A 14,485-nucleotide genomic window follows, 5' to 3' on the forward strand; every position below is an offset into this window, starting at 1 on the left:
ATTGGCTCTATTCCTTTAAAGTGTTTAACATACTCTGGTGTATATTCAAATATCCCACTTGGAACATTGATATCCTTTTTATCTATACCAATTTCTTTATACATATCATCTGCTTTACTTGTTACCATCCATAATTTAGTATTATCTGATACTAATTGAATATAGTCTTCATCTTTAGTGTGTAAATATATAGGTATATCTTTTTCAAATTTCTTAACTAAACTTCCAGCAAAGTCATCTGCTTCATATTCAGTATGAGAAAATACTGGTATATTCATTTCTTGTAGTATTTCAGTTAATAACTTAAATTGACTTTTAAGTGGATATGGTGTTTCACTTCTATTTGCTTTGTATTCTGGATCAATTTCTCGTCTAAATGTGTTTCTACTTCTATCAAGTACAACTGCTAAATGCGTTATCTTTTGACTTTCAATTAATGGCAGTAATGTTTTAAAGAACATATATATTCCATTTGTATATTCTCCATCTGGAGATTTCATTAATTTTGTATATGCAAACTCTTTTTGTTCTTCTGTTTTTGCAAATAGTAAGTCTCTTGCTGTTGCATAAAAACTTGTTGATAAAAGTGATGACCCATCAACTATTAACATTTTATTTTCTTTTATACCATTATCTTCATTAAATATATTTTCATCCATGTCAACTTCTTCAAGTGAGTCTAAATAGTTTTCTTCAACTAATTCTATTTTAACTTCTACTTCTTTTATAGGATTGTTTTTAGCTCTTAAATCTGTATTTAATCTAGAGCCAACATAACTATTTAATCTTATATAATCTTTTCTTTCTAGGCCCGATGCCTTTATTTCATCTTCATTATATAAACTTATTTTAACTTTTTCTAAATGTTTTAAGTGTTCTTCATCTATAATATACTTAGTTTTTTGTGTAGTAGATATATCTATAGTTTGAGTTTCTAATATTATATTTTCTTGTTTTTCTTCTTTACTTTTATTTTCTAAAAAATCGAATAAATTTTCCATATATTCTCCTTTTGTTATTATCTTTAGTATAATAATACTATTTTATTTCATTTATGTAGATTTGTATATATTATTAGTTGTTTATTTATTTTATTTTTTTAAGTTTTCCTTTTTCCCTACTAGGAAATTTAGTAAATAATATCTTTCATTTTTTCAATAAAAATAGGAGCATATGCTCCTATACATTTAGTTCGTAATAGATTAATATTGTTCATCAAACTTATCATCACATTAAAACTGCTTTAGTAAATTGGCCATTTCTATGGCAGTTACTGCAGCATCATAACCTTTATTTCCAGCTTTTGTTCCAGCTCTTTCTATAGCCTGTTCAATTGTATCTGTAGTTAGTACCCCAAATATTACAGGTTTCTCTGTAGATAATGAAACAGATGCTATTCCCTTTGAAGCTTCTGCACATACATAATCAAAGTGAGGTGTTGATCCTTTAATAACGGCACCTAAACATATTACAGCATCATATTTATCATTTTGAGCCATCTTCTTTGCTATTAATGGTAATTCAAAAGCACCTGGTACCCAAGCTATTTCAATATTATTCTCATCTACTCCATGTCTCTTTAGTCCATCTAATGCGCCTTCTAATAACTTTGAAACTATAAAATTGTTAAATCTCCCTACTACAATACCAATCTTAAGACCTTGTGCTACTAAATTTCCTTCTATCATTTTCATTTTTACTTCCTCCAGTTTTTGTTTATATTATTTTAAAATTAATTAATTTCTAATAATTAAGCATATGCTGTAATTTTTCTTGTTTTGTTTTTAAATAAAATTCGTTTTTCTCGTTATGATTCATTTGAATTGGAACTCTATCAACAACTTCAATTCCATAACCACTTAATCCATTAAGCTTCCTAGGATTATTTGTCATAAGCTTTAATTTTTCAACACCTAAGTCATTAAATATTTGTGCAGCAATTCCATAATCCCTCATATCTGCAGGAAAACCTAACATAATATTTGCCTCTACAGTATCATATCCTTGATCTTGAAGAGCATATGCCTTTAGCTTATTAATAAGCCCTATTCCTCTTCCTTCTTGTCTCATATATAGAAGTATTCCTCTTCCTTCTTCACTTATTTTTCTCATGGCTGCCTCATATTGTTCTCCACAGTCACATCTTTTAGAACCTAATGCATCTCCTGTTAAACATTCAGAATGAAGCCTTGCTAATACTGATTTTCCATCACTAATATCACCTTTAACTAAAGCTACATGATGTTCTCCATTTAGCTTATTTACAAAACCATACATTCTAAAATCACCGTATTTTGTCGGCATATTAATTTCAACAACTCTTTCTACCAGCTTTTCCTTTGTTCTTCTATATGCTACTAAATCAGCAATAGTAATTATCTTAAGATGATGTTCCTTTGCAAATTCAATCAATTCTGGTGTTCTAGCCATAGTTCCATCTTTACTCATAATTTCACATATAACTCCCGCTGGCTTTAATCCTGCAAGTTTTGGTAAATCTACAGCAGCTTCAGTATGTCCAACTCGCTTTAAAACACCTCCTGATTTAGCTATAAGTGGAAATATATGTCCTGGTCTTCTAAATTCATTGGAATCATTAGATTCTAAGACCTTTTTTATAGTTAACGCTCTTTCATAAGCTGATATTCCTGTAGTTGTATCAATATGATCAATAGAAACAGTAAAAGCTGTACCATGATTATCTGTATTATTCTTCACCATAGGATGTAGATTTAATTCTTTAGCTTTATTCTCTTCTATTGGCATGCAAATTAGACCTCTACCGTGGGTAGCCATAAAGTTTATTGATTCAGCATTAGCGTATTCTGCCGCCATTAACAAGTCTCCTTCATTTTCTCTATCTTCATCATCAATAACTATAATTATTTTACCTGCTTTAATATCCTCTAAAGCTTCTTCAATACTATTAAATTTAAACATTTCTCTTTCTCCTCCCTTACAAAAAACCATTACTTCTTAGAAACTCTTCATTTAATGAACATTTACTATCATCTTTTTTATTTCCTTCTAATCCCAAAAGCTTTTCCACATATTTCCCTATTAAATCACATTCAAGATTTACAGTATCTCCTATCTTCTTACTTATCAATGTTGTTTCACTTGCTGTATGAGGAATGATCGAAACTTTAAAGCAACTATCATCTACATAAGCCACTGTTAAGCTTATTCCATCTATAGTGATAGAACCTTTATGTACTACATATTTTAATATATCCGTAGAAGCATCTACAGTAACCCATATAGCATTATCTTCTTTTACAAAAGATATAATTTTCCCTGTGCCATCTATATGTCCACTTACTATATGCCCACCTAATCTACTTTGAATGCTTAAGGCCCTCTCAAGATTTACCTTGCTTCCAATATTAAGTTTCCCTAGATTACTTTTTCTTAATGTCTCTGCCATAATATCAGCCTCAAATTTATTTTCATATATATTAGTTACAGTAAGACAAACTCCATTTGTGGAAATACTGTCTCCTATATGTATATCATTTAGAACTATATTTGCCTTAATTACTAGTTTTGATGATTTTTCACCCTTTTTAATTCCTTCTATTAAACCTATTTCTTCAATTATCCCAGTAAACACTTAAGACTCATCTCCTTCTATATAACCTTGAAGTAAAATATCTTTTCCAATAATTGATGTGGATAGCTCTCTTACCTTAAAAGCATCTTTAAGATGGCTAATACCACTCCCTCCTACAGGAGTTTTAGATTTCATTCCACCTATTATTTTAGGAGCTATATAAACTAAAATTTTATCAACAATTCCACTTTCTAAGGCTGAGTAATTTAATGTTGATCCACCTTCTAAAAGAATGCTGTCTATATTTTGATTTCCTAATTTATGCATTAAGTCTTTTAAATCTACCTTTTCATTTTTAGATTTAGTTTCTATTACTATTATCCCTAAGTCTTTTAGTTTATGAATTTTCTCTTTTCTAGCTTTTTCAGTAGTTGCTATTATTGTTTTAAATTTCTTAGCAGTTTGTAATATTTTAGAGTCATATGGGATTCTTAGGTTGCTATCTACAACTATTCTAATTGGATTTCTTCCATTTGGAATTCTACAAGTAAGCTCTGGATTATCAATAATAACTGTATCTATCCCAATCATTATTGCTGTTAATTCATTTCTCAATATATGAACATTTTCTCTTGCTTCTTTGTCTGTAATCCATTTTGATTCTCCTGAAGTAGTAGATATTTTACCGTCTAATGACATTGCAGTTTTTAATACAACAAAAGGTTTCTTTTTTGTAATGTATTTAATAAATACTTCATTTAATTTTTTACATTTATCTTCTAGTATTCCTACAGTTACATCAATTCCTGCTTCTTGTAATTTTTTAACACCCTTTCCTGATACCAAAGGATTGGGATCAACCATGCCAATGACAACCCTTTTAATTCTATTTTCAATTATTTGGTCTACACATGGTGGTGTCTTCCCATAATGCGAACATGGCTCTAAAGTTACATACATGGTAGACCCTTCTATTAATTCTGTTTCTGCATCTTTAAATGCATTTATTTCTGCATGAGCTTTACCATAGCTTTCATGATACCCTTTACCTATTATTTTCCCATCATTTACAATAACTGCACCAACTAATGGGTTAGGATTCACTTTGCCAGCTCCCTTTCTTGCTAAATGTAATGCAACATCCATATAATACTTATCCAACTTTTATCCTCCTAATTTTAATACACTTAATAAAATTCGGACATATACAAAGAAAGCCCTAAGTATTAATATACTCAGGGCTAAATATACATATTTTGCTATTTAAACTTTATATACTTTTCAGAATAAACAACAAACTAAGTATCATACAAAATAATTCAAATAATATTCACTATACAAATTAGTAATTATTTATATTCACAATACAAATTATCATATAAAAAGCTCTGAAATATATAAAATATTTCAGAGCATAAGTAACACTAATAAAGAATAGCCATATAATTTCACTATATCTTGCATTTATTTTATCTTCTTCCATCCAGACTTTACTGTCGGCCTCGGAATTTCACCGAATCATGCCATATAGGCTCGCGGGCTTTACCGCCGGTAGGGAATTTCACCCTACCCTGAAGATTTATTAAGTTTTAATTATATTATATAAGTTTAATAATTTTATGTCAATATGAATAAAAAAGTTCTGATTCAATGTATCCTATTTTATCTTTTGCTAATATTTAGTTGTAATTTTAACTTATACACTATTTTACATTAAATCATACTATATTATTCTATTTTAAATCTTTATTTATGGTACAATTCTAAGCATCACAAATAAAGATGTAAGTTAGTTAATTAAATTCTAATATATATAGTAAATTCAGTGAATAATTTATAACAATTAAGACCTTTATTATACTTATAACATTAACTAAATACTTGTATCTAAAGTATTTTATCAATTTTTACTTTTCTAAATATATTGATATTACTTTAATACACAGATTTTAAAGCATTATAGTTTATCTTACTTCTTCATATATAGTATTTAATGGTGGTGTTGTTACTGACATATCATCCCCTTCATCTAATGAATCTATTGCTTTCATATCTTCACTAGAAATTTCAAAATCAAATATGTCCATATTCTCTTTTATTCTGTTTTCATTTGATGACTTTGGTATAGGTATAACTCCTTTTTGCATATGCCATCTTAGTACTATTTGTACTATTGATTTTTTATATTTTTGTGATAAATCAATCATTAAGTCATTAGATAGTACTCTTCCTCTACTTATAGGGCTCCATGCAACTACTTTAATATTATTATCTTTGCAGTAGTTAATAATATTATTTTTAGTACTAAAAGGATGAATCTCTACTTGATTTACCATTGGCATTATTTTTGCAGTTTTCTTTAATTCTTCTAAATGCTCAACTTTAAAGTTACATACTCCTATAGCTTTTACCTTTCCTGTCTCATATAAATGTTCAAAGGCTCTCCAAGTTTCAGCATTTAATTTATTTGGCCAATGTATTAAATATAAATCTATGTAATCTACTTGTAGGTTATTTAATGATTTATTAAAAGCCTCGATAGTATTATCATAACCATGATCATCATTCCAAAGTTTAGTTACTATAAATATATCTTTTCTATCTATATCACTTTCTTTTATACCATTACCTATACCTACTTCATTGTTATAAAATGAAGCAGTATCTATCATTTTATATCCTAAATTTAAAGCATTTTTTATTATTTTAGCTGTTTCTTCATCATCCCCTGATTTATATGTACCAAATCCTATTGATGGTATTTTTACTCCATTACTTAATAACATAAATTTTTCAACCATAAAATATTTCTCCCTTTATATTTTTAAAATATATTCTTATTACATTTTACCATATATTTCAAATTACTTTTATATATTATTTTAGCTTATTAGTATTATAAGTTTAATAATCACATATATATTTATAGTTCGATTTATTTTTATAAATTTGGTAAATACTCTTTCTAGGACAATTATTTTAATATTTAAGTTTAATAATTTGGAGGTAATAAAAATGATGCGACTATTACATAAATATGTTGATATACAAAAAGACTTTTTTATTGATTTATCAAAAAAATTTAAAGAAAATAAAATTGAAATTAGCAGTTGTGATTTAGAAAGATTAAAAACATATATAAGAATACCTACTGAATCAAATCGAGTTGCATTTGTAAATATATTAGAAAAGTATATTTTTACTTATAATATTAATGTCAATGATTTTAATATAAGTCAATATTTACTAGTTGAAAGCAGTAATGAATTTCAACAAAATGCTAATATATTCTTATCTGACTACTTAGAAAGATAATATATTTGTTTTTAAATATTAAATTGGTATTTTGTAAAAGTCATTATATCCCAATATATTTTATGTAACTTTAAGCAAAACTATAAATAAATTATAATGCTAAAAAAGGAGTTGATTGAATGAGTGACAGAAAACTTAGCATTTTAAAGAAAGTTCTTTCAACCACATTAATAATGATTTTACTAGGTTCATCTTTTGTATTTTGTGATGAAAAGCCAGTATCTAAAAATACAAAACTTATGCCCTCTGGTGAAGTTGTTGAATTAGGTGTAAAGCTAAAATATCCTATAGTAACAAGTAAGCTAAATCGTAATAAAACCTTAAAAGAATCAGATATATTATTGTCTATAGAATTAAACGGTGAAGAAATCACTCCTAATCGTAAAAATATAGAAAAAACTATGAAGGTTGAAAATTTACCTTTAAAAGCTACTTGTTATAGAAATGGAAAAGTTAAATCAATGGATATAACATCTGATGATCTTAGAGATTTTGAATTTGGTTACTATTCATTTTATCTAGGAACTGTAACAGCAATTGATTCTAAGGGTAATTTTATAGGGTTATCTCATAATTTAAAAGATGAACAAATGCCTTTTGATGTTTTAGATAATGCTATTTATAAAACATGTTATGTTCAAACAAAGAAAAATACACTATTTAATACTGGATATTTAGTTACGAGTGCAGAGGGTGATAAAATAGGTAAATTTACTGGTACTGGAGATGGTGGTATATGTGGAAAATTTGAAAATTACACATATAATCCTAATTTAGCTTTAGAAATAGGTACTCCAAAGGTAGGTACTGCTTATTTATATTGTAAATCTCCTGTAACTAATGAATTAAAGATGCATGAGATTGAGATAGCTCAAGTTGGAAAATATGTTTCTCAGATAAAGGTTGTTGATAAGGATTTGTTAAAATACCGTGGTGGTATAGTTCAAGGTATGAGTGGTACCCCTGTAATTCAAGATAATAAGATTGTTGGTGGAGCTCGTGCTGTTGTAAAGTCTAATAAACGTATTGGTGTTATGACAAATATAGATTATATGATTAAAAATTGTAATAAGTAATAAGTTTAGACCATAGGTAGTGATTTGCTACCTATGGTCTTTTAAATAACTATATAGATTTATTATTATCAAATTTTTATATGTAATTATGCTTCTTTATATTTAATATATTATAATTTATAGACTTATGTATAAAGATATAATTGCTTATAGCAATATTTATTCCAATATGGACATACTTTAATTACTACCTGTTGGAATAGGTATAATTGGCACAATGATATTTACATTCCAATATGGTTCTACTTTAATTAAAAGATAATCCAGAGCTTAAAAATGCTATGAAATCTTTACATTCCAATATGGTTCTACTTTAATGGGGACTTTTGAAAATGAATGTTTTTATGTAACTTCTTTACATTCCAATATGGTTCTACTTTAATTAATGGTAATACATGGAAGCTATTTAAATTAATTCTACTTTACATTCCAATATGGTTCTACTTTAATCAATAGCAAGAACAGAGCAATCAAACCTTGAATTATCTTTACATTCCAATATGGTTCTACTTTAATTATTTATATAGAATATGGTAAGGAGAATTATTTTATCTTTACATTCCAATATGGTTCTACTTTAATTGCAATAAAACGGTATGGACTTAATACTGGACTTAGCTTTACATTCCAATATGGTTCTACTTTAATCAAATGAAACTGATGATACCGACTTATTTAATTTAAACTTTACATTCCAATATGGTTCTACTTTAATAGGTAATTTCAATGACTTTAGCTTATTTATTATTTGCTTTACATTCCAATATGGTTCTACTTTAATAAAAGACGTAGGAAGATGTAAAGTTAAAAATAAAAACTTTACATTCCAATATGGTTCTACTTTAATTGTTAGTATCTTCAACATCAAAGTTATTTAAGTGTTCTTTACATTCCAATATGGTTCTACTTTAATTATTGAATCAAGAACATCCCAATCTGTAAATGTAAACTTTACATTCCAATATGGTTCTACTTTAATTTAAGATGGTTTATAGATTTTAAAAATACAGGAGAAACTTTACATTCCAATATGGTTCTACTTTAATTATATAACATTACATTTTGACCTGCTGCTATATTTTTCTTTACATTCCAATATGGTTCTACTTTAATTTAGTTTTATTTGCAAAAGTTCTTAACTTGATTTGTCTTTACATTCCAATATGGTTCTACTTTAATAAAGTAATTGAAGATATTGAAAAGTAGGTGATGTTACTTTACATTCCAATATGGTTCTACTTTAATAATAGCTACTTACATACATGACATATCATTTTATGTCTTTACATTCCAATATGGTTCTACTTTAATTATATTTCTATTGTTTTCAGTAAATTGTGTACTTATTCTTTACATTCCAATATGGTTCTACTTTAATTGAACCAAATATATATTGCAGAAGCTATTAAACACTTTACATTCCAATATGGTTCTACTTTAATAATATTCCGTTGACTGAAAATGGATACTATAAAGTAACTTTACATTCCAATATGGTTCTACTTTAATAGGAAAAGTACATGAAGAATTAAAAAAGGTTAATACCTTTACATTCCAATATGGTTCTACTTTAATAAAAAGCTTCTAAGTTAATGGCACAAGGCAATATTACTTTACATTCCAATATGGTTCTACTTTAATTATAAGAGCAATAAATGCTAATAAAGAAGTATTAGACTTTACATTCCAATATGGTTCTACTTTAATCATATTTGTTAGAGTATCAACGTCCCAACCTGTTTCTTCTTTACATTCCAATATGGTTCTACTTTAATTCTTTCAGACACTTCATCATGAAAAGTATATCCTACCTTTACATTCCAATATGGTTCTACTTTAATTTCAAGTTCTTTATTTCATTTTCTAATCTTTCACAACTTTACATTCCAATATGGTTCTACTTTAATCCGTTTGATATCAATATTTGATTTTCTAATCTATTCAGATATATATTTTGTCTACCTAAAAACATTTAGGCTATATAATCTCTTTCTATCTACAAAAAAACATTATTTATTGCCTGTATCTATTGTATCAGCTATCTTTGTCTATGTATACTAATTTTTACACTATATTAGGTAGACAACTAAATAAAGTTACTCGTCTTGTCTTCTTGTACTCCCCACATGTCTTTTTCTAACCATCTTTCATTTCTACTCTTAAATAAAATTATTGAATCTCTATCTCTTCTTATTATACCATTTAATTCATATTGTAGCTTAACAATTTGCGAATTTGATAACTCACCTTCAAAAACTGAGTTTTGAATATGTGATAAATATTTTTTGCACGTTTTAAAAGTTTTACTTAATACTTTTTGTCCACCTTCATCACTTTTTATATCATAAACTAAAATCACATACATAATGAACTCCTCCTATTACCACCATATTTTAAATGGTTCATACTCTTTTTCGCCTAATAAATGCTTTATTAACTTATAACACTCTAGCTTCATTAAGTATTCATATGATACATTTTTATTTAACTCTTTATGCTTTATAGTTGTTTGTAATTTCTTATCTAATTCAGCTACTATTGTCCTTGATGCTTCTTTTGTTAGATGTAAATAATTAAGATCTTTCGTAAAACTTTTTTCTGTTATTTGTTTCTTATTTAATAAAGAAAATATTAATCTATCTCCTATTATAGGTTTAAATATTTCTGCTATATCTAGGCTTAATGAAAATCTTCTACTTCCAGGCTCATGTAAATAGCTTACAGTTGGATTTAATTGTGTATTATATATCGCACTTAATACTTTAGTATAAACCAAAGTGTTTACATATGATATTAAAGTATTTATCATATTATCAGGTGGATTTTTTACTCTTTTCTCAAAATTTATATCTTGATCAATTAGTATATTCCATGACTCATAATATATTTTTCTTATATTTCCTTCATATCCCATTAACTCTTGTATACTTTTGCTTTTAGGTATTTGTTTTCTTAGTTCTTCTATTTTGTCCATATAAATTTGTACATCTTTTCCTCTACCATTATAATATCTTAAGTTACGATATATATTAAAACTAGCTCCATCTATGAATCTTTTAGCTATATCGAGCCTTTTTTCATTGTCAGTATAATGATTAACTTGGTTAACTAATAGATTTCCTGATACTAGCTTTTCTCTCGGTTGAAATGTTCCTGTGTAAAAGCTATAATAATTAAAAAAATGTATTACTACTCCATATTGAGATAAATAATTTATTAGATTTGTATTAAAATCCATTTCAGACATTACATATATTTCATTTACAGTTTCTATTGGTATATATCTTTTTTCTCCATTTTCATCTACAAATGCTATTGAGTTATCTTGTCTTTTTAGCATTCCATTGTTATAAATATAATAACTTCTCTTCATAAGTTTCCTCTCTTGTATTAGTTTAAATAAAACATAAATCATAATATGCACAAGATTTACAAATACGCTTTTTCTCCAATTTAGGCGGAATAGTTTTATATACTATTTCATTTATATTATTTAATATTTGTTCTATATTAACTATGTCTTCTTCATTCAGCTCTATATCTACACTTTGTTTTAATAATGGATAGTCTATTTTTCCTTTTATATTTGTAACACCTTTTTTATGTAAAAAATATAGATAATATTTTACTTGTAGTATACTTGCTTCTTCAATTTTATTACTTTTTTTAACTTCATGTAGTATACCTTTAGAACGTATGAAATCTATATTTATAATGTTGTCTATATTTATATGCTTTTTATCTCTTTTATAAGTTTCTTCGTCTAATACTTTTCCTATTTCAACATTTTCATTCCCTTGTTCCATCTGTATTTCGTTGTAAAAATACCATAGCTTTCTTTTACAGACTTCATAGTAATATACCATTACACCTGTTATTTCTTTTTTCATCTAATACACCTCTTTATCATAATGCTTATACTTATTTAAAATATAAAATCATCTATATTGCTAATATTTGTATTAATATTATCTTGATTTACAAACTTCTTTTGTCTGTAGCCAAGTTCAGTATATTCACATTCTATAACGGGTATATACTCATAGTCACTTACTCTTACATTATCATATCTTGTAGCTAATCCATTTTTTAATGCTCTATAGTAATTTGTTATATGATTAGGATGAACAGAGACTGTGTATTTTTTTAACTTATTTTGTAATTTTATTTTTTCTCCTTTATTTTCTGGTGAGTTTAAAGACTTATCTTTTAGCTTTAACTCTAATTCTTTAATGTCACCATTATATTCATGATAAATTGGACTTGGTATTATATCTTTAGATAGTATATTTCTTAACTTAACTTCATCTGATTTAAATGTATCTGGAGTTAGATTTTTTATGAAGTTATATGTATGTTTATATTGTATTATATAGTTACTATTTTTTATTTTATCCATAGTAAGATATTTATTTATTAATTCTATTTTTTCTTTTTCTGAGATTTGCCCTTCCCATAAACTTATAGCTTCTTTAGATAATTCAAATATATCTTTATCTATGTATCCCCTATCTCCATTTATAAAACTTCTTTCATCTATTTGAGTATAAATATAGCAATTATTTTCACTACTATCTTTTTTTCCTTTTCTATTACAACGACCTAGTCTTTGAAATAGTGAATTTAAGTCTTGTAATTCTGTAAATAAATAATCAAAATCTATGTCTAAACTTGCTTCTACTATAGACGTAGATATCCATATTCCACTTTGCTTGTCTAGTTCATTACTTTTATTATCTTTATATGTTTTTCCAAATTCTATTATTTCAGATTCTTTTGATAATCTTTCACACTTTATAAACTTACTATGTAATATATGTAAATTTTTATTTCCTAAAATATCACTTATTTCTTCATATAAATTTTGAGCTTGCGTAATACTATTGCATACCACTAATATTTTATTACTTTTATTTAACTTTTCATTTTCCATATATTTGTCACATATATCGTTAGAGTCTATTCTTTTATCTAAAATCTTTAGATTATGCCTTTTAGAATTATCAGTAAATCCACCTTCTTTTATTTTAAACTTAATATTTTTACTTAGTAACTCTTTTACAAATGGAGGTAGTGTAGCTGTTAAAATTGCCACTTTTCCACCTTGTTCTACTATACGCTCTAATCCATACACTAAATAAGCTAGTAAATCTGGACCATACATTTGTATTTCATCTATTACTATTTTTGAGTATGATAATGTGGTTAATTTTAGTTCATATGCTGGATACTTATATACAAAGTCAAAGAGTTGGTCTATAGTGGATACATTGATAGGAAGAGATAATTGCTTTGCTATTTTTTCATATTCTATTATTTCCTTGTCTTCCTTTTTATCTATATATTCATCTTTATCATCATATTTGTCATCCTCACTTTGTGATAATAAGTATTCTAATGAGCTTGAATGTAATAATCCTAATTGTTCTTCTAAATTTCCACCATAACTAGAAATGTATTTTTTAGTTCTATCGTAAATAGCATTTATAGCTGTTCTTATTGGAAGTATGAAAAATCCTTTATTATCGCTTATCCAAAGTAGACCTGCTTCTGTTTTTCCCATACCTGTTTGAGCTATTGCTATAATATTTTCATTTTTATTTTCTATACAATATTGTTGTAGTTCATTCCAACTTGCATCTTGATTATCTAGTTTCCATTTGTTAAGTACATTTTCTAATGACTTTTCTAAAAAGTTATTTTCATATTCTGCTGTATATCCCGAACTTGCACTATAATCACATTTATGTAAGTATCCTTTTATTTTTATTGCATCTATATCTTGTGATATACTAGCTATTTTCGCAGGTATAACTTTTTTAACTTTTTTATGATCAAGCCCTTCTAATAAATTTTCTATTATATCTGATTTTTCTCTTATTGCTAGTCCTATATCGCAATAGTCATGATGATTAACTACTGCATTAGATACAATAAGGTAATCTTCTTTATTATTAAATTTGCTCTCATCTATGAAATATAAAGACAATACATTATGAGCAACTTCTTTATTTTCATCAAATTTAATACCTTTATTTTTTACTCTTTTTTGAAATTCTTTATTTATTTTACCTATATCATGGTATATACAAGCTTTTTGAATAAGTTCATATATCCTTTCTTCTTTTATATATCCTAAATTCCAAAGTATCTCTAAAACATCTAATAAGTCGTTTGTATGTTCAATTATGCTCTTATTTGGTTTTGCTTTTTTTTCTCTTATATTTGATACTATTGATTCATCTAATAAATCAAAATATATATCTTTAACCATATTTTACTCCTTTTAAAGCAGTAGGTAATTAACCTACTGCTTTATTTAAATAAAGTTTACTATATAATTTTTTTCATCTGTATTATCTAAAAAAATATTATCGCTAGTTTCTTCTATTGCACAATAAGATGTGTATAGAACTTTCTTTTTAATAAATTCTCTTTTGCCTTCTTTTATTTCATAATTTTTATTTATATAATATTTAGTTCCATTAATAGTCATACCATCTTTATATTTAGGTGAAATATATCCATCTTTTACATCTTC

General features: G+C 26.4%; 11 protein-coding genes, 2 pseudogenes, 1 CRISPR repeat array and 1 riboswitch. Of the genes and pseudogenes, 2 read left to right on the forward strand and 11 right to left on the reverse strand.

What is annotated here, in order from left to right:
• The 6 genes and pseudogenes from Q5F54_RS04655 to Q5F54_RS04680 all read right to left on the reverse strand — a co-directional run.
• Positions 1-1,001: pseudogene (locus Q5F54_RS04655) on the reverse strand (PIN domain-containing protein); the annotation flags it as partial.
• 231 nt (positions 1,002-1,232) lie between these two features.
• Positions 1,233-1,694, reverse strand: coding sequence for a 6,7-dimethyl-8-ribityllumazine synthase (gene ribE / locus Q5F54_RS04660; protein ID WP_281538832.1), 462 nt, complete (start codon positions 1,692-1,694; stop codon positions 1,233-1,235).
• Between the two features lie 49 nt (positions 1,695-1,743).
• Complete coding sequence (locus tag Q5F54_RS04665; protein WP_281538833.1) at positions 1,744-2,940, reverse strand: bifunctional 3,4-dihydroxy-2-butanone-4-phosphate synthase/GTP cyclohydrolase II; 1,197 nt, start codon at positions 2,938-2,940, stop codon at positions 1,744-1,746.
• Between the two features lie 16 nt (positions 2,941-2,956).
• The gene (locus Q5F54_RS04670; protein ID WP_281538834.1) at positions 2,957-3,613 is read right to left on the reverse strand and encodes a riboflavin synthase; all 657 of its coding nucleotides are present in this window, start codon (positions 3,611-3,613) and stop codon (positions 2,957-2,959) included.
• Positions 3,614-4,714 (reverse strand): bifunctional diaminohydroxyphosphoribosylaminopyrimidine deaminase/5-amino-6-(5-phosphoribosylamino)uracil reductase RibD, encoded by a 1,101-nt coding sequence (gene ribD / locus Q5F54_RS04675; protein WP_302334032.1) that lies wholly within the window; start codon positions 4,712-4,714, stop codon positions 3,614-3,616.
• 306 nt (positions 4,715-5,020) lie between these two features.
• Positions 5,021-5,136, reverse strand: a riboswitch (FMN riboswitch).
• 381 nt (positions 5,137-5,517) lie between these two features.
• Positions 5,518-6,354: an aldo/keto reductase gene (locus tag Q5F54_RS04680; RefSeq protein ID WP_288248008.1), complete on the reverse strand. Its 837-nt coding sequence runs from the start codon at positions 6,352-6,354 to the stop codon at positions 5,518-5,520.
• Between the two features lie 214 nt (positions 6,355-6,568).
• Between Q5F54_RS04680 and Q5F54_RS04685 the strand changes: the two genes are divergently transcribed.
• The gene (locus tag Q5F54_RS04685) at positions 6,569-6,868 is read left to right on the forward strand and encodes a hypothetical protein (RefSeq protein WP_302334033.1); all 300 of its coding nucleotides are present in this window, start codon (positions 6,569-6,571) and stop codon (positions 6,866-6,868) included.
• Between the two features lie 119 nt (positions 6,869-6,987).
• Entirely contained in the window at positions 6,988-7,944 is a 957-nt protein-coding gene (locus tag Q5F54_RS04690; RefSeq protein WP_302334034.1) for a SpoIVB peptidase S55 domain-containing protein, read from the forward strand.
• Between the two features lie 155 nt (positions 7,945-8,099).
• A CRISPR array of direct repeats spans positions 8,100-9,851; the repeat unit is 30 nt; unit sequence CTTTACATTCCAATATGGTTCTACTTTAAT.
• 179 nt (positions 9,852-10,030) lie between these two features.
• Here the strand turns inward: Q5F54_RS04690 and cas2 are convergent.
• From cas2 to Q5F54_RS04715, 5 genes and pseudogenes are all read right to left on the reverse strand, one after another.
• Positions 10,031-10,309 (reverse strand): CRISPR-associated endonuclease Cas2, encoded by a 279-nt coding sequence (gene cas2 / locus Q5F54_RS04695; protein WP_071120349.1) that lies wholly within the window; start codon positions 10,307-10,309, stop codon positions 10,031-10,033.
• A 15-nt stretch (positions 10,310-10,324) separates the two neighbouring features.
• A complete protein-coding gene (cas1b, locus tag Q5F54_RS04700) occupies positions 10,325-11,317 on the reverse strand; it encodes a type I-B CRISPR-associated endonuclease Cas1b (RefSeq protein WP_071121395.1) in 993 nt (330 codons plus the stop codon).
• Between the two features lie 22 nt (positions 11,318-11,339).
• Positions 11,340-11,834: a CRISPR-associated protein Cas4 gene (cas4, locus tag Q5F54_RS04705; RefSeq protein WP_281538839.1), complete on the reverse strand. Its 495-nt coding sequence runs from the start codon at positions 11,832-11,834 to the stop codon at positions 11,340-11,342.
• 35 nt (positions 11,835-11,869) lie between these two features.
• Entirely contained in the window at positions 11,870-14,218 is a 2,349-nt protein-coding gene (cas3, locus tag Q5F54_RS04710) for a CRISPR-associated helicase Cas3' (protein WP_302334035.1), read from the reverse strand.
• 45 nt (positions 14,219-14,263) lie between these two features.
• Positions 14,264-14,485: pseudogene (locus Q5F54_RS04715) on the reverse strand (CRISPR-associated protein Cas5); the annotation flags it as partial.

Source organism: uncultured Romboutsia sp. (assembly GCF_958366745.1).
Classification (GTDB): Bacteria; Bacillota; Clostridia; order Peptostreptococcales; family Peptostreptococcaceae; genus Romboutsia; species Romboutsia timonensis.